The sequence below is a fragment of the Oscillospiraceae bacterium genome (assembly GCA_031265355.1).
Lineage (GTDB): Bacteria > Bacillota > Clostridia > Oscillospirales > UBA929 > JAIRTA01.
In genome coordinates this window covers 46,187-65,177 of sequence record JAISCT010000030.1, presented here as the reverse complement: position 1 = coordinate 65,177, position 18,991 = coordinate 46,187, and the positions used below count along the sequence as shown (strand labels likewise).

Genomic DNA, 18,991 nt, shown 5'->3' with positions numbered 1-18,991 from the left:
CTCTTCCGAGAGTGTGATGCTATACTTTTTTGGCCTCCCCATTTACCTTCACCGCCGTTTCTTTTTATCTTACCATAAAACGGCTATTTATGCAATATTTTAATAAAATAATTTTACTTACTTATCAGCGATACAGTACACTAGCACACCGCCGCACTCTGTGCAATCGGCGGATTCTGATACCTTGGTTGATCCACTCTCCCCGGCAGTGGGGTTTATGCCGTCAACAAAAAACACTGTTTTTGTAGAAAAACAGTGTTTTTTGCTGTTTTTTGAAAAAGTATACGTTTTTAAAATTGTCATTTCTGGAAATTCCCTCTACTTAACATGTCTGAAAATGGTTGAAATGCATAAAAAACATGGCGTATGGGACTTGACTTTGCGAATTGTGTAGAATATGATAAGATGGTCAGTGCCTGTGGCACACTCTTTGTAAAGGTATAGCATAACAGGTCATGCGGGAAGCGCTGAAAGGGCTGCGGCCCAATGGGTTTCGCGTGGGTGGAATGTATCCGGGAGCGGAGCGGCTGCCTTTGTGTGCAGAGAGGGCGGCCGTCGATGAGACCGTTTGTGCAGAATGGTCTCGCCCCGGGGCTTTTGCTTGCCGCGGACGCGGCGGACCGCGGGCCGGGCCTCTTGTGCCGTATCACAAAGGGGACTTTTCAAAACGTTTGAAAAGTATGAATTTAAATTTAAGGATGTGGTACCTGCATGTTTTTAAAAACATCAAGGTTCTCTGTCAGAGGAACGGGTCGCTTTGCCGCCGTGATGCTGGCCGCCGTGCTCTGTCTGTCGGCTCTCGCCATAACCGCGTACGGGGCCGGCTCGGCGGATGTCTATTACGTGGGCGCAACGGGCAACCCGGTCGGCTCCTATTTTGACGGTTCGCTGACGCACGGGTCGTACGTCGCGACGTTCTATGGAGACGATTCGCCGGTGGGCGGCGTCACATTGGTCAGTAAAATGCCAATGCCCGACGTCTACATCACAAACCAATCGGCCGGGGCCGCGTATTATTACGCATTTGAGGCCGATTCCGTCGACGCGTATTATGTCGGCGAATCCGGCAGCCCGGTGGGCTCTTACCTCCCCGGATCGCAAATCGGCGGAGCGCTTGTGGATACCTATGTGAGCACGGCCGGGTGGGCGCGCCTTGGCGCCGACGGCAGGATCGTCATGCCGGCCCTGACCGAAGGGGTGAACCCCATTGAGCGCAGGCTGACGGTGGCAGCCCAGGGGAGCGGCCTAGCGACGGTGGTGTACTCGCACACCTTCAGGTGGGCGTTTACTCTCGACGCCGCGTTCGGCGACACCGTGTTTGCACTCATTGCCGACAATTCAGATACGCCGCTTGAAGGCTTCGCTATCCTGGCCGCGTACGACAGCCGCGGCCGCCTCGCGTACACGGAACGTACACCGGTCAGTGTCGCCACCAACACGGCGGTTACGCTGACGTTTGACGCCGATCTGTCAGAATATCCGGCCGACGTGTACAGCTATGGCGTATTTTACTGGGACACCGATGACACGCCTGTGTTCCCGAGCGTGAAAAACTGATGTGCAGCGGTGATTATTTCTTTCACAATTTTGGGAGGTTATCGTTTATGAAGAAGTCTGTGAAAAAATTCCGCAGGGCGCTTTCCCTGATGATGACGGCGGTACTCGCTCTGTCCCTGACGCTGATCGCATCACCGGTCATCACGTTGGCTGAGACATATCCTGAGCAGGAGGGCATCAACAACACAAGCCCTACAGCCGAGGGCCGCGTCGTCGACAAATCTGTCTACATGGACAAGAACCAGCCCATCGAGGTCAGAGTCAAGGCCCTGCTCGACCAGATGACGCTTAGGGAGAAAGTCGGGCAGATGACCCAGCTTGAGCGCCCCTCGAATGCCAACGCCAAGAACTATTACATCGGCTCGGTCCTGTCGGGCGGGGGCTCGACCCCCAACAACAATTACGGTCTTTCCACCGAGAACGGCGGGGACGGCACGGGCAACACCGTGTCCGGCTGGCTGGATTCATACGACCAGTGGCAGACCGCGATGGATGAGACGCCCCTCGGTATCCCGATTCTCTATGAAATCGACGCCGTCCACGGCACAGTCCACGCCCCCGGCACGACGGTCTTCCCCCACGCGTCCGGAGCGGCATCCGGAGATCCGCAGCTCATGGAGCGGATAGGCACCGCGGTCGCCACCGAGATGCGCGCGCTGGAGCTGTTCGCCAGCTTCTCACCGGCTATCGTCATGGGGCAAAACCCCCGCTGGGGCCGCTACCATGAGGGCTGGGGCCACGATCGCGAGAGAAACGGCATATTCGGTAACTACTACTCCATGGGTTTCCAGGGCGGCAAGCCGGACAAGTGGGACGGCCTTGACACCGGGGAGCCGGGCGACAAAAACCAGTACGCGTTCCTCGGCAACGGCGCACAGGTCGTCGGCACGATGAAGCACTTCACGACGGAGGGCTCTACCGTCAACGGCGCCAACGCCGGCAACGGGTTCTATTACAACCCCAACTTCCCGATAGTGGGCTACGGCGCCTACGCCAACCCCCTCTCCATAGATCAGCTGCAGAACATGAAGGCCCTGAAAGAGCTCACGCCGGCGCAGCTGAAGGCCGACCCGGAAATCATGGATATGCTGAACGCCTACAGAATCATGATCGAAGGCGGCGTACGCAGCCTGATGCCCTCATACAACTACTTCAACGGCCTGAGAATGCATGAGTTCACGTCCATGCTCGATGTCATCAAGAAGCCCGTGTCGGAAGGCGGGTTCGGTTTCACGGGGTTTGTGGTCAGCGACTACAACTCCGGCCACGGTGACCCCTACGCGCCCAACTCGGCGGCGAACATCCAGACGTACATGGATTTCTTCTACGGAAAGCAGACGCATTTCGACGGCTCCGCCTTTACTGCGAGAGAGGTCAGGATAGCGGCCTTCGTGAACGCCGGCGGCGACATGGACATGGCAGTCAGTACGCCGGCTTTTGGCGACGATCTGCTCAAGCTGGCGCGGAGCGGCATCGTCCCGATATCGCGCATAGACGACGCCGTCACGAGGATCCTGCGCGTCAAGTTCGAGCTGGGTCTGTTCGACAGGCCGACGCTTGTGAAGGCCGAAACAGGCGAAACGCGCAACGAGCGGCTCGCCGCCGCGACGACGAAGGCGAAAGCCCAGATCAGGAAACCCGAGACCGTGGCACTGGCCCGGCAGGCCGTCCGCGAGTCCATGGTTCTGCTCAAGAACAAGGACGGCGTGATGGCGACCTTAAAAGATGTCCCCGGCGACAAGATCATGGTGGCCGGGCGCTTCGCCAACAACATAGGCTGGCAGCTCGGCGGCTGGACAAGGGTGTGGCAAGGGCAATCCTCCACCGATCATAGCTTCTACGCCGGTGAGACGCTGCTGGAGGCCATTGCGCAGGTCAAGACCGACGGCAACTTCGGCGCCAACGGCGCGGGAAGCGGCGCCCAGTTCAACATCACCGGCGCGCGCAATGCCGGCGACGAAAATGAGTACGACGTGGTGCTCGTGACAGTCGGCGAGACCGCATACGCCGAGGGCAACGGCGACACAACCCTCACAGGAACCGTTCTGGGCAGCATCGTGTCCCACACCCTGCAACTGCACCCCACCGACTACACCGCCCTCCAGAATGCGAAGGCCAACTATCCCGGAGCGAAGATCATCGTGATCTCCTACTCCGCACGGCCGCTGGTTCTGGACAACATCATCGACGACATCGACGCCTATGTCCAGGTGTGGTGGCCCGGCACCGAGGGGCTCGGCATGACCGACGTGCTGTTCGGCGACTACGACTTCACGGGCAAGACCGCTTTCCCGTGGTACTGGCACCCCGAATGGATCGGCTTCAACGACGACCCCAGCAAGCCCTATATGTTTGACATCGGCGCCGGCTTGGCGAAAAATGAGGAATACAACGACGCTACGCCGATTCCGGTCAGACCGTCCGGAGATCTCCGCCAGGGCTCGGCCATTGTCATAAGGCCCACCGGCGCCTCCGTCATCAGCGGCACGATCTACACGTGGGTCGCCAACGCCTCCAACAGCGTGACGTCCCCGAATTACAGCGCAGAGCCGTTCAAACCGACATACAGCCAGCCCGTTTACGGCAAGGGTGGCCTGCTCGCGTCCACAAGGCTGACCACGCCCACCACAGCCAACTGGTGCGGCGACACTTGGGTCGAGTACAAGATCAACGTCGTGAGGGGCGGCACATACAACGTGAGCTTCGCACGGACCGGATCCGGAACCGCTGCCGACGCCGTCAGAATTCTGGTAGACGGCGTAGAAAAGGCATCGTACACCGTGGGCGGTATGACAGCCCCTCAGTCCGTGGAACTTGGCGCTGGCGAGCATATCCTGCGCGTGGCTTTCGCCAGCAGCGCCCAGAACGTGACGGTGACCAGCATCAACATTGCCGCGTCCGATGAACCGAGCGCATTTGCGGCCGATGTGGACACGCTTGTGGCGGGCTACGACGCCAACATAAACGTGTCGGGCGCAGAGGGCACAAGAGCCGTGCTGGTGAGCAGCAGCCGCGACATCGTGGCCGAAGCCAATCTGGTTGACGGTGGTGCAAAGCTCAGCGTGCCAAAAGACAAAGCTGTGGCAGGAGCCTATTTCCTCATGGTCTATGACGGAGACAATTTTGTTGGCAGCAAGGATCTGTCCATTGTCCCGCTGCCCGACGACGTGTGGTCTTTCAGTGTTGAAACCGAAAGCAACATGATCAAGGCGTATTTCAATACGACCATCGCGTTGGATCCGGCCAGATTTGATGTCGTCCTGAACGGCGTGTCCGTGGGCGGCACACTCGAAGCCGGCGGGAAATCCATCAATTTCTCCGATGTGAACGCAAGCAATTATGTCGGCGGCGAGGATGTGATCATCTCCGGCGTCAGGCTGCCCGGGCTGTTCCCGGATTACGTGTTCACCTATAGGGGCAAGCTGGAGAAAAAATAAGCGCTCTGCCTTATCGCAAAATCGACACACCGACTCCGCGCGAACAAGTGGACCGCATGTCTTCCGACATGCGGTCCACTTGTTCGCGCCTGCCATGACGATACGGGCCAATTCAAATCATGAGGCACTATTGACAACAACCGGGCGTGGTCTCGCGGTCGCCGGACACGCGCGGACGGAGTCCGCACGCCTCGCTTTTCACGGTACGCGCCGCTTCGACGCGCGCGGGCGTCCGCGCCCCGGAGGTTTTGTCTTGTCAACGGGACTCTGCCGCCGGGGTAGCGGCGCGCCATCCGGGCTCGGGGAAAACCTGGGTAGTTCTCCCACCGCGGGCCTTTCACGTTTTAGCCATTCACCGGCATCAACACCGGCACCGGCCTGAAAACGCGGACTTCCGTGCTGCTGCCCAGTGCTAGTATACCCGCCGCCGGCGTTTCTATTCTGTGTGTCGGCGCTCTCCGGAGGCTCTGCCGAAGTGCCTGCTGCTGCCGGTTTTGGGTGTTTCATTTCATACATATGCTTGTCCGCGATGTCCATCAAGCCGTCGGTGTCGCGCGCGTCGCGGGGGAAATGTGAAACACCGTAGCTGACCCCCAAAAACGGCACTTTGCTCTGCGGCAGCCGGGACGGCAGAGAGGAGACGCTTTTTAGAAACGCCTCTAAATCCGGATCCGTGAACAGACAGACGAATTCGTCCCCGCCCACGCGATAGAATCCACCCTTCTCGCCCAGCAGTTTTTTGACCTCCTGCGCAAAGAAATACAGGTAATTGTCTCCCACGACGTGTCCGTAGGTGTCATTGATCGTCTTGAACCGGTTCAAATCAAAGTAAATCAAATGAAATGGGATCTCCCGCGTCACAAGGCTGTTTAAGTCGGACGTCAGGACGCCCCGGCTTCGAAGCTGCGTCAAACCGTCATAATAGACCAAAGTCTCTAAAGAGCGGATCTGTGCCGCGCTCGCAACAATCTGGTGGATGTTTTCGTAGTTGAGGAAGATGCCCACCGCCAGCAGGAGCAGGGCCACCACCCGCATGGAGATGAAGTCGCCGTAAAGCATTGCGTTGTTGAGGGCGAAGATGGCGGCAAACCAGCACAGATTGATCCACATCAGAGAAGCGCCGTGCTTGGGCGGAATGTTCCTGACAATGAGCAGGAAAGTGCGTTTGACAAAGCGGTAAAACGGAACATACGTCAGCAGGTACAAGAGCGTCTGAAGTAAGAACACGTTGCGCGCCGTATCTTCCTGCGGGAGGAGTCGCGCGGTGTGCACGGACAGGGAAAACATCAAAAATGTGTACACCCAGGCGGAGCAGCCGATACTCACCAGTTTTTGCGGCGTGAGCTCATAGAGCTTCAAGACAGGGTAAAACAGCAGACAGCCAAAGAAGATAAACAGACCGTTGCCCTGGCCGATCTCGATAAACAGACCCAGCAGCCAGATGGCGCCGGCAAACAGGATGATGGTGGAACAGACCAGGACGATGTACGTCACTGTCTTTCCATACCGCCTCGTGGAGCAGCGGTCGATGAGCAGCAGATTGGCAATCAACATCTCCACAGGCACAAGGAGCTGAAAAAGCATAGTGATAGTGCATTCACCCCATTTCCACTGTGTAAGGATAATATACCACATTTTACGTAGACTTTCAACCAATGTGCCTCGCCGTAAAATTTTCCCTTTTTGAAAGCATCCTCCGCGCCGGATTTGGCGGAACTTTTGGCGGACCTTCTCGCAAAAAGGCTTGCAATCTCTGCGGCAACAGTATATAGTAAATAGATGACTGACGGGCCCGCGCCGGGCGCGGCAGGGTCTGTATGGCCGGACGACCGATGGGGCGCCGGCCACATTTTGTGATTTGGGGAGGAACACCATGCTTTTGTCTTGGATCCACAGCGGAGCGCTGTGGGCTGCGGCGACGGACGGCGCCGCAGCAGCGGACGCGGGGGTGGGGGGCAACAATCTGCTTGGGATGCTCATGTTGCCGTTGCTCGCAGTTGTCTTCTACTTTTTGATCATCCGGCCCGAGAGCAAGCGGAAAAAGGCGGCGGCCAAGCTGCGCAACGAACTTATCGTGGGCGACGAGATCACCACGATCGGCGGTCTTGTGGGGCGTATCGTCGCCATCAAGGACGACGCCGTTACCCTGGAGACCGGCGCGGACAAGGTCAAGATCAAAATCATGCGCTGGGCCATCTCCTCGAAGGGCGCACAGCCCGCCGAGTGAGTCCGGCGTCGCGCGAACCCGTGTTTTGGCACATACGTTCCTCTTCCTTCGCATAGGATGAGACGACAAAGCTCATCGAGAGGGAGGGGTCGCGATGCCGGACCCAAGGGCACGCGAGCGTCAGTTGGCGCACGCACGCACGCCGCGTGATGGCGCAGCATCCAAAGGGGAGCATGTGGCCAAGAGGCTGTTTGTTCGTCTGGGCGTCAGTCTGGCCGTATCGTTGGCGCTCGTTTGCGCAGGGGCGCTGCTGATCTCCGGCGAGGTGCTGCCGCCCTCCGCGCTCGGTGTGTGGCCGGTGGGCGCCGGAGGTCTGGGCGCCTTGGTGTTCGGGTGTTCCGGGGTTCGCCTGACTGGCGGCCGCCCGCCGGTCGCCGGGTTGTTGCTCGGCGCGCTGTTTTTTATCGCGCTCTACCTGTTCGGCGCGGTGTTGTTGTGGCGTCTGCACCCCGGTTCAGGGGCGGGCGCGCTGTTGTTGGCTACATTGGCCGGCGGCAGCGGCGGCGGTCTGTTGGCCGCACCCAAACAGCGGCGCCGCCGCTGACAGACGGACAGAGCCGACCTCCAGACCCTAACGTGGGTTGCATCTGCAACCCACAACCCAAATTCTTGTTTTTTGTTGCCGCTTCGCGGCAACAAGGTACTGATCAGTAAAAGTGTTTTACACAGGGGGAAATCGTCATGAAACACATCCGGACTATCAGCGGAGCCACACTGAAGCAGAGCGCCTCCGGCGGCGGCTGCGGCGAGTGCCAAACCTCGTGCCAGTCGGCTTGCAAGACGTCTTGCACCGTAGCCAACCAACGTTGCGAGCAAAAAAAGAAGGACTGACTTTTGGAATGATCCATACTTTCTCCGGGTGGGGGCATCACGTGGTGCTCGATGTGGAGAGCGGGGCGGTCCATTTGGCGGATGAGCTCTCGTGGGCCTTGCTGCCGCATATCCGGTTGCCTATGCCTCCGGCGTGCCCATCGGAGGCAGCGCAGGCCGCTTGTGCCGCGCCGGCGGAGACGGACGCGGCTTGGCGTGAATGGTACGAGCTGTACAGCCAGGGGCTGTTGTTTGCGCCGGCCTCTGAGCTGACGCCGCCCACGGGGCTTTTGAAGGCGCTGTGTCTGCACGTGTCCCACGACTGCGACCTGCGCTGCGGTTACTGCTTCGCGCAGACCGGAGACTACGGCGGCGCGCGCGTTACGATGGACTTCGACACGGCGCGGGCCGCCATCGATATGCTCGTGCGGCATTCGGGCGCGCGCCGGAATCTGGAGATCGATTTTTTCGGCGGAGAACCGCTGCTGGCCCTCGATACGGTGCGCCGCACAGTGGATTATGCCCGTGCGCACGAGTCCGAGTGGGGCAAGCGCTTTCGCTTTACATTGACGACAAACGGGTTGGCGCTCGACGACAAGTCCATCGACTTTTTAAACCGGGAGATGGACAATGTGGTGTTGTCCCTCGACGGACGTCCCGGCGTCCACGACGCGCTACGCAAAACGGCGGCGGGGGAGGGCAGCTACGAGAAAGTCCTGCCGGGGATCCAGGCGCTGACAGCGCGGCGGACCCGGGATTATTATGTACGCGGCACCTTCACGGCGCGCAACCCGGACTTCGCCGCCGACGCGCTGTATCTGGCCTCGCTGGGGTTCAAGCACCTCTCGATGGAGCCGGTTGTGCTGCCGGAAGGGCACCCGTTGGCGCTCCGTACGGAGCATCTGCCCGCCGTCTTTGCGGCCTATGACCGGTTGGCTGCCGCACTCAGAGGGAGAGAGGACGTCTCGTTCTTCCACTTCCAAGTCGATCTCACACAGGGGCCGTGTGTGTACAAGCGGCTGCGCGGCTGCGGCGCCGGTTTCGAGTACGCCGCCGTCACGCCGGAGGGAGATCTCTATCCCTGCCACCAGTTCGTCGGCCGTGAGGCCTACCGGATGGGTTCCGTCCGCGAGGGCCGTCTTGACCCGGCCATTGCCGCGCGGTTTGCTGCTCTTACGGTGACGAGCAAACCGTCTTGCCGCGATTGCTGGGCCAAATATTTTTGCAGCGGCGGCTGCGCGGCTTCCGCCCTGAATACCACCGGCGCCCTCGACGGGTGCTATGCCCTCGGCTGTGAGATGCAAAAAAAGCGCCTTGAGTGCGCTATCTTGATGGCCGTCGACCGCTGAGGCAACTAATGTGGGTTGCACCTGCAACCCACAACCCAAATTCTTGTTTTTTGTTGCCGCTTCGCGGCAACAAGGTACTAATGCGGTTGGCAGTTACTTCGAAACCGACATTTAGGCGGTCCCGGATTGTTCCGGGGCCGCCTAAATGTTGGCCTTTGTTGCGAGATTTACATAACACTGTTGACATAATATTTCGTGCATCTCGCCAAAAACACGGCGGAGGGCTTTTTGCTCCTTGCTATTTCGGCGGCCATGCCGTATAGTATTATTGCTGTTGGTTATGTCAAGGGCGCGCAAGGGGTGTGTCAGGTCTGTGCCAAGCGCGTGGCAAAAACATGTCGACGGGTCCGGGGCCGCGGTGCCCCGGGGACGGGAGTGTGGATCGGTGGAGAACAGTAAGCTGGGTTTTATCGGCGCGGGGCACATGGCTTCGGCCATCGTGCGGATCCTTCTTGACAAAAATCTGATGCCCCCGGAGAATATCCTGATGTTCGATCCAGACGAGGCCCGGCTGGCCGTGCACACCGCGCGCGGCGTGCGTGCGGCCGCGTCCAACCGGGCGCTGGTGGAGGAAAGTCTGCTCACCATTCTCGCGGTCAAACCGCAGGTGATGGAAGCAGTGCTCACAGAGGTGGCGCCGGTCTCTGATGGAAAAAATTTCCTATCTATCGCGGCGGGCCTTTCCACGCATTATCTCCGCGCGCGCTTGGATCCGTCGGCCCACGTGGTGCGCGTGATGCCAAACACGCCGCTGTCCCTTGGGTTCGGCGCCACCGTGATCGCCCGGAGCGAGGGACTCCCAAAGGAGCTGCTGCACACGGCGCAGGATCTGTTCTCCGCCGCAGGCTTCGTGACGGTACTCGACGAGGACAAGCTCAATGAGATCATCGGCGTCTCCAGCACCAGCCCCGCGTTCTTTTTCCGCATGGCCGACGTCATGCAGAGGGCCGCGGAGGCACAGGGGATCGACCCGGATACGGCGCTGACGCTGATAGCCCGGACGATGGAGGGTTCGGCTCGAATGCTGTTGACAGGCCGCGCGCCGGAGACGCTGGTCGCCGAGGTGGCGTCGCCCGGCGGCACCACCCAAGCGGCGCTCGCCGTGCTGGATGAGGCTGATTTCGACGGCGCGCTGCACCGGGCGATGCTGCGCTGCACCGAGCGCGCATACGAACTGAGCCAATGAGCCAAACCGCCGGCCTCGCGGCATAGTGGCGCCTCCTCTCTCATATACAGTAGAGAGAGGGGTGTCCACAAATGAAACAAACGCTCCTGAAATGGGCGCGGCCCGAGGCACGCAGCTGGCCCGCACTGATTGTCCTGTCGGCCTTGTTTTTGTGCGGCGCCGTGGCCGGCTGCCTGGTTACCTTTCGGGCGGACGAGTCATCGGCGGAGGCGATGCGCGGTTTTTTGCGTGGCCTGCTGCTCGAAGCGGAGGGACCCGCGGGCGCGCTGTTGGGGCGGGCGCTGTACAATGCGCTCAAGTACCACGTCGCCGTCTTTCTGCTGGGCTTTACGATGCTGGGTGTGGGGCTCATCCCCCTGGTGACGGCGGTGCGGGGGTTTTTTCTTTCTTTTGCCGTGGCGGCCTTTGTGCGGGCCTTCGGCTCGGGCGGGCTGTGGCTGGCCGCGGGTGCTTTCGGCGCACAGGCGCTGCTGACGCTGCCGTGTCTATTCCTTGTCTCCCTGCGGGGCATTGCGGCTTCGGCCGCACTGCTCACCGCCGCCGCGGGTCCGACCCGCCGGCCGCCGGCGCCCGGTCATTTCGGCGCCGCCTGCTTTCTCCCGTTCGCGCTGTGTTCGGTGGTGCTGTGCTTGTCGGCGCTCTTCGAGACGTTTCTCACGCCGCTGCTGCTCCGGTTCATCGTCAGCTGCCTTCCGCCCCTATGAGGGCAAAATGGGTCATATGAGAGGCACCTAAAAGAGAAACAAAAACAATTGACGGCTATACGCCGGCGCCGGCGGTCAATTGGTGAGAGAAGGGCAAATCGGAATGAGAGATCTGATTCAACGATATGAAACTTATCTTCGTGACGAACGCAAAGTGGCGCAAAATACGCTGTCTTCCTACGTACGGGACGTCATGCAGTTTGAGAGATATACGGCAGAAAATCTGCATCTGCCGCTTCCTCAGGTGACGCGGCCCGTGGTGCTTGCCTACATAGAGTGGATGACGGTCCAGGGGCGGTCGGTGTCCACAGTCAAGCGCAGTGCCGCGTCGCTGGGCAGCTTTTACGGTTTTTTGTCTCTGCGCGGGGTGGTCCAGGAGAACCCGGCCAAGAACGTCTCCCCCGCCCAGCCGAACCGCCGGCTCCCGCAGGTGCTGACGGACAAGGAGGTCGAGTTGCTGCTCATGCAGCCGCGCACGAACGACCTGAAGGGCTACCGAGACAAAGCCATGTTGGAACTTCTGTATGCGACGGGTATCCGCGTCAGCGAGCTGGTCGCGCTCAACCTGAGCGACATCAACCTGAGCGCCGGATTCATCAAGTGCGTAAATGGGCAGCGCGAGCGCATCATCCCGCTCTATCCGGCGGCGATCCGGGCGCTCTCCGACTACACGTTGCTGGCCCGCGGCAAGATGATCAACCGGCTCTCGGAGCAGGCGCTCTTTGTCAATGTCAGCGGGGAGCGCATGTCCCGCCAGGGGTTTTGGAAGATCATCAAGCAGTACCAGGAGAAGGCCCACATCACAAAGCAGATCACGCCGCACACGCTGCGGCATTCCTTTGCCACGCACCTGCTGGAAAACGGCGCCGACCTGCACTCGATCCAGGAGATGCTGGGGCACGCCGACATCTCCTCCACGCAGGTGTACGCCTACTTGATCAAACACCGCCTCAAGGACGTCTACAACCGCGCCCACCCAAGAGCGTGACGGACAGTTGATAATGGGCAACGGGTAATTGACAATCAGTGGATAATTGCGAAGCTGCGGGTCGAGGACGGGCGGCGGGGGGATATTCCTTTTGAGAATGCGGAAGAAGAAAAATCTGAAGCTGCGCTGGGCGGCGGTGTCGGCGGACCGACTGGCGGAGGACCCGGCCCAGTACCGGGGGTGCTGGCTGTCGCTCTATCCGCCGGCGCAGGCGTTGTTTGTGGAGCTCGGCTGCGGCAAGGGGCGTTTTTTGTGTGCGTGGGCTGCCAGGCGACCGGACCTTCTGTTCGTCGGGCTGGAACGGACGCCGGAGGCGCTGCTGATGGCCATGGAGAAGGCCACAGCGCGCGGGCTTGCCAATGTGCGGTTTATCTGCGGGGACGCCGCCACGGTCTGCGACCTCTTTGCGCCCGGTGAGATCGACAGGCTCTTCGTCAATTTCTGCGATCCGTGGCCCTCCAACAAGCGGGCCAAACGGCGGCTCACCCACCGGAATTTTCTCCGGCTCTACCGCGTTGTCCTGCGGCCGGAGGGTGAGATGCACTTTAAGACGGACAACCGTCCGCTCTTTGACTTTTCTGTTTCGGAGCTTGAGGCTGTGGGCGCGCGGCTGCTGCTGCGCAGTGTCGACTGGCACGCCGACCCCGCCTATCCGGGTGAGGACGTCATGACCGAGTACGAGGAAAAGTTTTCTTCGCAGGGGGTGCCCATTTGCCGGTATGCGGCCCGGTTGGGCACGGCCGCTGAGGACACGCCGCCCGTCTGATCGGAGGCGTTCGACGGACCCACTGTATGTTGTGGTTTTTACAACATACAGTGGGTCTTTTTGTTTGCGCGGCCGCTGAGAAAACCATCTCGGGACAGATTTTTTTACGGGCCTGGACAGAAGTGCACATGGTCGGACGGCCGTGGGCATAGATATATTGTGGGGGCCGGAGACGGTGCGGAGACCGGCCTTTCGCGCCGCGCGGCGGCGACATGGAGGGGGAGGTCTCTGTCTGTGAAAGGGAACATCGAGGAGCGCGCCTGCCGCGTGGCGGCATACATCATAGAAAACAGAGCGACGGTGAGAGCCGCCGCCCAAAAATTCGGCATCTCCAAAAGCAGCGTGCACAAGGATCTGTCCGAGCGCCTGCAGCAGTACAACCGCACACTTTATCTCCATGTGCGGGACGTGATGGAAGCCAACAAGGCGGAGCGCCATCTCCGCGGCGGCCTGGCCACCCGCCGGAAATGGCAGCATGCCAAGGAACGTCTCTGATTGGTTCCGTGTACGGTGCCCGGCGGGGGCGGATGGGATGTGAGTGAATCGTCATTCACACTTGTGCCGAAGCGCTTTAGGTAAAATAATCTTTTTTTGTATATTTTCCCCTATTTCATCTTGACAAGTCCATCCGACAAATGCTATAATGTTTTTGTCGGAATTTGGCGAGGCAGGAAAAAACTGCTCGCGGAGGGGTGATTTGCCACTCAAACTCCTATCTTTTTACTTGGGAATTTGTGCTTTATCTGGCCGTTTTTCCGGGCACGGCGGCAGCCGACGGTTTTTGGCAAGAACTCCGAAAGAAAGAAGACGCACAGAGAGAAGACGCGCAGACAGAGAAAGCAGCGCGCCGCCTGTTTCACGCAGGGCGGACGTTGTAAATAAACATTTCGAGAAGGAGAAAGACAAACCATGACAAGCAAGAAGATGTACAGCAAAACCCAACTGTGGGTGAGCGGCCTGGCACTGCTGCTGTGCCTGACCCTCTTCGCCGGCCTCACCTACGCGTGGTTCACCTCCACGGTGACCAACAGCGGCAACGTCATCAAAGCAGGCACAGTGGAACTCAACGCCAAATGGTATGACGTCACGGACGACGGCGTAGCCGATACGACAGCAGGTCACGACTTTGATGCTCCGATCTTCACAGAGGAGAGTTGGGAACCCGGCCTTGAGAACGCCAAGTACATCGAGATCCAGAATCTGGGCAATCTCAAAACGAAGTTCCGCGTGGGTCTCAATGTCCCTGGTTATGATAAGGGCGAGACAAATCTGACGGAAGTCATCAAGTTCTACGTGGAAGAAGTGACTGCGCTTGATAGCAAGGGGACACAGCCGGTTCCCTATCAGAGCCTGACGGCCCTGGAGAGCGACAGCAACGGCAATTTCTTCACCGCCTACAACCACTTCACGGCGAAGGGCGAGAAGCAGTACTACCGCCTCGCTTATATGTTCTGCGCCACGGCCGGCAACGCCTATCAGGAGCTGGCGCTCAATAACGTGACCCTGACGATCGGCGGCATCCAGGAACTGGCCGACGACGACGCTCTCGTCTTCGTGAGCAACATAGACGAGCTGATGCTTGCGCTGATTCCAGAAAATAAGCCCTTAGTAAGCAGTGATCCCTTATTAAATGGCAAGACGGGCAAAGACGGCTCCACCATCGTGTTCCTGAACGACATTGAGATGACCGAAGACGAATGGGCAGCGTATACGGGGAAATATCCCATTTCTTCCGACTATGTCTCGATCTGGTCGCCGCACAACTTCGATCTGAACGGCTTCGCGCTGGAACTGCCGAATGGTGTGGGCATTGTGTATCAGTACGATGGTGCATGCACCATTGATATCGCCAACGGCACAATCGTGACCGAGACGCTTATGTTCGGCACAGAAAATGCCGTGATCAACCTGACCGGCGTGACTGTGAAGAATACAGGCGGCGCCGACGTTGACTTTACCAAGGACGACAGCACTGTGGTGCATGAAAAATAAAAACCAACCCATCGGCTATCACCGATGAGCCATCACGCACAGTCATCCCCCGGCGGGCGCTCCGCGTGCCCGCCGGGGGCCTGGCGTCCCGCCGCTGACGCCCCTCGCCGGGATCGGGAGGCGGCGACGCCTGCAGGAGAAGAGGACACTACATGAAGAAGAAAGAAAATACCAAAAATTCCCTTTTGCTGAGCGGGCTGGCGCTGCTGCTGAGTCTCTCCCTCTTCGCAGGCATCACGTTCGCGTGGTTCACCGCGACGGTCACTTCCAAGGGCAATGTCATCAAGGCGGGCGACCTCAGCATCCGGGTATTGGGGTACGACGCCGAGGGACAACCCATCGGAGGGACGGACGGTGCCACAAACGACTTCGCCATCTCCGCGCTGCCGCTCATTGAGGAGGCCGAGTTTGAACCGGGCCTCTGGAACACCAAGTACGTCAAGATCCAAAACACCGGTTCTTTGGACCTCCAGTTCAGCCTCGCGGTGTCTTTCACCGTGGAGAATGGTCCGTCGCTACAGGATATCCTGCAGTATCAACTGGAACTGACACCGGCCGAAGTGGAACTGCCGGCTGCGTCGCTGCTGGTGCCCGAAGTGGATGATGAATTATGGAAGTCGTTTGAGGATCTGGAGACGGACTATCTGGAGACGGGCTATCAGGAACTCCCGGTCGGAGACACGCTCATCTACCGCTTCGACTATAAGATGTGCCCATTTACCGGCAACACGTATCAGTCCATGGCGATCAAGGCCGATCTCACGGTGGCCGCCGTCCAGGCCCTGGCCGACGACGATTCGATCGTCTTCATCCGAAGCGAAGAGAATCTGAGAGAGGCGATCGCCGACGGTGCGGCCGGCCAGACGTTCATCTTCCTGAACGACATCACACTGAGCGACAACTTGCTCATCAACAAGCCGTTCAACTTTGACCTGAACAAGCACATGATTTACGCGGGCGCCTATGAGATCAAGGTGGACATCGACGAGAGCTGCGCTATGGAAATCGCAAACGGCGCGGTCCGTGCCAAGTCGTTGGCTCAGCTTGCCTTTGACGCGCCGAACGCCGTCATCAACCTGCCGTCCAACCTGTCATTCTGTCTGTCAGACACGACGGCGGGGAGCTTGGGGATCAGCGGAACCACCGTCGTCCACAACAACGCGCAGATCGCGGTGAATGTGCCCGAGAAGAACATCGTCGGGTCGGCGGAAGAATTGACGGAGCTCATCAACTCAGAGGACACATCTTTGCGCTCTCAGAACGTATATCTTACGGACGATATTACAGTTTCAGAAGCACTTGTCCCAACCCGTGCGGGCGGCATTGCTGGTATCTATGGAAACGGTGTGACCTTGACGTCAACCAGTGAAGACGCTGCCAAAGCCGTGATAGAAGTCACTACAAACGTGACCAAACAATTCGTCATCGCCGGCGTGAACATTGTAAATCCGAAGGGGCCCGGTATTTTGTACGCGCCACACCGTTATGCGGGCAATGAGCCATACAGCCTGATCATCTCTAATGTCAGCATTGTCTCGCCGAATCCGTTGTACTTTGGTGGTACAGACACTCTTTTCAACGCCACCATTCGCGATTCCACCTTCACAGGCTATACGCTCATGCGAGTGTCATCGAGACATGCCACATATAACATCCAAAACTGTGACTTCATTGGGACCAGCGGTACGCCTTATGCGGTGGGCAACGATACGAAGCTCTCATTTGCATGGCTCCTTCTGGACGGTGACTGGCGTAACGGTCTCAACGCCGATGACAACAAACTGCACTTCGAAGGCTGCCGTTTCAAAGCGGCCGACGAGAAGCAGATCGCCGTATCTACGGTGAGACACTCCGAAGAAAATATCGTTCGTTTTGACGGCTGCACGATCGAGAACACGGTGCCTGAGCGATTCTGGTATTCCAACAGCAGCGACAACAATCAGGTATCTGTGAACGGTACGGCGCAGAGTGTCACCATCACATCGCTCGGCTGACCTGCGACACATCCACTTATAACCACGCATCCCCCGGCGGGTGCGTTGTGCGCCCGCCGGGGGATCTGACGTCCCCCGTGCGACCGGCGGGGACCGGCGACTCTGTTAAGAAGAGGACGCAGTATGAGGAAGAAAAAAAAGACCAAAAATCCCCTGGTGGCAAGTGGACTGGCGCTGCTGTTCGTCCTGGCCCTCTTCACGGGGATGACGCTGTCATGGTTCACCTCGGTATTCCCCGGGGACGGAAACACCGCACAGATGGGCCATCTGCGCGTTCAGGTTCTGGGGTACGACGCCGAAGGGCAGCCGCTCGGCGGGATCGATCGGGAGACCAACAACCTTGGCATCTCCGACCTCCCGCTCATCACAGAAGACAGCTTTGAGCCGGGCCGGTGGGGCACCAAGTATATCAAGGTCACAAACCTCGGGTCGCTGGATCTCAAGTTCGCTCTTGGCCTCCGCTTTTCTGTGGCGGGCGAGGTCAATCTGTGGGAGACCCTGCGCTACCGGCTGACTCCGGTGGACAGAGAGGACATCAGCGACCTGCCGGCCAACCTGACGCCGGCGGCGCCGACCATACCGCCCGCGTGGCAGGTCTTTCCGAAGGACCCGGCGATTGGCAGCCAGGTGCTCCGCACCGCCGTGCCCGGAGGCGGGTGGCCGCAGTTTGCTCTCGAACCGAGCGAGATCATCTACCGGCTGGACTATATGATGTGCCCGGGTGCCGGGAACTCGTACCGGGGTGTGATGATCAAGGCCGATCTCGCGGTGACCGCCATACAGGCCATCGCCGACGAAGACCCCGACGCGCTTGCGTGAGTGTATCACCGGTCTCCCTCTCCGCCGGCAGGAGAGGGAGACTCCAAAGGGCACGGCGGTCCGCGCCTTTTGGAGTCTTTTATTACCTTGTTGCCGCGAAGCGGCAACAAAAAACAAGAATTGAGGTTGTGGGTTGCAGGTGCAACCCACGTTAGGCATAAGGAGAATGGCATGAAAAAAGTGTTGTCCACGGTGCGCAGGGTGTTTGTGCTCCTGCTGACGGTGTTTTCCTGCACCATGCTGGTGTTGGCCGCGTTGTCGGCCGTTGGGCTGAATCGAGAGACGGGGGTGTTCGGGTTTCAGTTTTACGCCGTGCTCTCCGACTCGATGACAGGCGTCTTCGACGCCGGCGACATCGTCGTCTCTCAGACGGTGAACCCCGAGACGCTGCGCGCGGGCGATATCATCACGTTCCGGTCCGTCGACCCGCAGTTTTACGGCCTGGTGGTGACGCACAAGATCTCGGCACTCACGGCCACCGACACGGGCGCGCTCGCCTTTGACACCTACGGCATCGCGAGCGAGTCACCCGACGAGATACCGGCGCCCGCCGCCAATGTGCTCGGCGCCTACCGGTTTCGGATCCCCAAGGCCGGGCATCTCGTCGATTACTTCCACACCCCCGCGGGGTACGCCACGCTCGTACTGCTGCCGTTTTTGCTGATGATCCTCCTGATGGGCGCGCACTTCCTCGGCCTGCTGCGCGCCTACCGGGCGGAGCGCCGCGAGGCGTACGACGCACAGGAGCGGGTACTGGAAATCGAGCGGGAGAAGGCCGCCCAGGCACAGGAAGAATTGGCCCGTGTCCGGGCAAAGATGCAGGAGCTCGGTCTCCCTCTCGAAGCGGAAGCAGAGGCAAACTGGCTTCCGCCGTGCGGCGACTCCCATGAGACGCCGCCGAACGCGCCGGCGACAGGCGCGCAGCCTGTGGCCCAAACGTAGAGGAACTGCCCAAAGGTCCTCCTTAGGGTCTGTCGAAAAATAACCTGTACATTTGACTTGCCCTTTTGCGCCCCGGCCGCGTTGCCGGAACCCTTGAATACTACAAGTATTCGCGGAACCCGGTGCCTTGCCGGGACACAAACTTGCTGCGCCAACTGCACACTTTATTTTCCGACAGACCCTTAGCGGCGCAGACGCCGTCGAACGCGCGCACGGCGCG

Annotated in this window: 16 protein-coding genes; 15 read left to right on the top strand and 1 reads right to left on the bottom strand. The window is 59.4% G+C overall.

Annotated features, from left to right (window positions below):
- Positions 1-711: 711 nt before the first annotated feature.
- On the top strand, positions 712-1,557 hold the full coding sequence (locus LBK75_04290) for a hypothetical protein (GenBank protein MDR1157510.1): 846 nt from the start codon (positions 712-714) through the stop codon (positions 1,555-1,557).
- Positions 1,558-1,604: 47 nt separating this feature from the next.
- Positions 1,605-4,994, top strand: coding sequence for a glycoside hydrolase family 3 C-terminal domain-containing protein (locus LBK75_04285; protein ID MDR1157509.1), 3,390 nt, complete (start codon positions 1,605-1,607; stop codon positions 4,992-4,994).
- A 198-nt stretch (positions 4,995-5,192) separates the two neighbouring features.
- On the opposite strand, the gene LBK75_04280 is transcribed toward LBK75_04285, so the two are convergent.
- Positions 5,193-6,578 carry a GGDEF domain-containing protein gene (locus LBK75_04280; protein ID MDR1157508.1) on the bottom strand — a complete coding sequence of 462 codons (1,386 nt, stop codon included), beginning with the start codon at positions 6,576-6,578 and terminating at the stop codon, positions 5,193-5,195.
- A 289-nt stretch (positions 6,579-6,867) separates the two neighbouring features.
- Here LBK75_04280 and yajC point away from each other — a divergent pair, with 289 nt between their 5' ends.
- From yajC to LBK75_04215, 13 genes are all read left to right on the top strand, one after another.
- Complete coding sequence (yajC, locus tag LBK75_04275; protein MDR1157507.1) at positions 6,868-7,221, top strand: preprotein translocase subunit YajC; 354 nt, start codon at positions 6,868-6,870, stop codon at positions 7,219-7,221.
- Positions 7,222-7,315: 94 nt separating this feature from the next.
- Positions 7,316-7,765: a YrzE family protein gene (locus LBK75_04270; GenBank protein MDR1157506.1), complete on the top strand. Its 450-nt coding sequence runs from the start codon at positions 7,316-7,318 to the stop codon at positions 7,763-7,765.
- A 137-nt stretch (positions 7,766-7,902) separates the two neighbouring features.
- The gene (gene scfA, locus LBK75_04265; GenBank protein MDR1157505.1) at positions 7,903-8,052 is read left to right on the top strand and encodes a six-cysteine ranthipeptide SCIFF; all 150 of its coding nucleotides are present in this window, start codon (positions 7,903-7,905) and stop codon (positions 8,050-8,052) included.
- Between the two features lie 8 nt (positions 8,053-8,060).
- Positions 8,061-9,380, top strand: coding sequence for a thioether cross-link-forming SCIFF peptide maturase (gene scfB, locus LBK75_04260; protein ID MDR1157504.1), 1,320 nt, complete (start codon positions 8,061-8,063; stop codon positions 9,378-9,380).
- A 385-nt stretch (positions 9,381-9,765) separates the two neighbouring features.
- The gene (gene proC, locus LBK75_04255; GenBank protein ID MDR1157503.1) at positions 9,766-10,566 is read left to right on the top strand and encodes a pyrroline-5-carboxylate reductase; all 801 of its coding nucleotides are present in this window, start codon (positions 9,766-9,768) and stop codon (positions 10,564-10,566) included.
- Between the two features lie 71 nt (positions 10,567-10,637).
- A complete protein-coding gene (locus LBK75_04250) occupies positions 10,638-11,270 on the top strand; it encodes a stage II sporulation protein M (GenBank protein MDR1157502.1) in 633 nt (210 codons plus the stop codon).
- Between the two features lie 103 nt (positions 11,271-11,373).
- Positions 11,374-12,258: a tyrosine recombinase XerD gene (locus tag LBK75_04245; protein MDR1157501.1), complete on the top strand. Its 885-nt coding sequence runs from the start codon at positions 11,374-11,376 to the stop codon at positions 12,256-12,258.
- A gap of 97 nt (positions 12,259-12,355) precedes the next feature.
- Entirely contained in the window at positions 12,356-13,024 is a 669-nt protein-coding gene (gene trmB / locus LBK75_04240; protein ID MDR1157500.1) for a tRNA (guanosine(46)-N7)-methyltransferase TrmB, read from the top strand.
- 234 nt (positions 13,025-13,258) lie between these two features.
- Complete coding sequence (locus LBK75_04235; GenBank protein ID MDR1157499.1) at positions 13,259-13,519, top strand: sporulation transcriptional regulator SpoIIID; 261 nt, start codon at positions 13,259-13,261, stop codon at positions 13,517-13,519.
- Between the two features lie 414 nt (positions 13,520-13,933).
- Positions 13,934-15,016, top strand: a complete 1,083-nt coding sequence (locus LBK75_04230) for a hypothetical protein (protein MDR1157498.1) — start codon at positions 13,934-13,936, stop codon at positions 15,014-15,016.
- A gap of 152 nt (positions 15,017-15,168) precedes the next feature.
- On the top strand, positions 15,169-17,010 hold the full coding sequence (locus tag LBK75_04225) for a SipW-dependent-type signal peptide-containing protein (GenBank protein ID MDR1157497.1): 1,842 nt from the start codon (positions 15,169-15,171) through the stop codon (positions 17,008-17,010).
- A 123-nt stretch (positions 17,011-17,133) separates the two neighbouring features.
- Positions 17,134-17,829: a hypothetical protein gene (locus tag LBK75_04220; GenBank protein MDR1157496.1), complete on the top strand. Its 696-nt coding sequence runs from the start codon at positions 17,134-17,136 to the stop codon at positions 17,827-17,829.
- Positions 17,830-18,000: 171 nt separating this feature from the next.
- The gene (locus LBK75_04215) at positions 18,001-18,771 is read left to right on the top strand and encodes a signal peptidase I (GenBank protein ID MDR1157495.1); all 771 of its coding nucleotides are present in this window, start codon (positions 18,001-18,003) and stop codon (positions 18,769-18,771) included.
- Positions 18,772-18,991 lie beyond the last annotated feature (220 nt).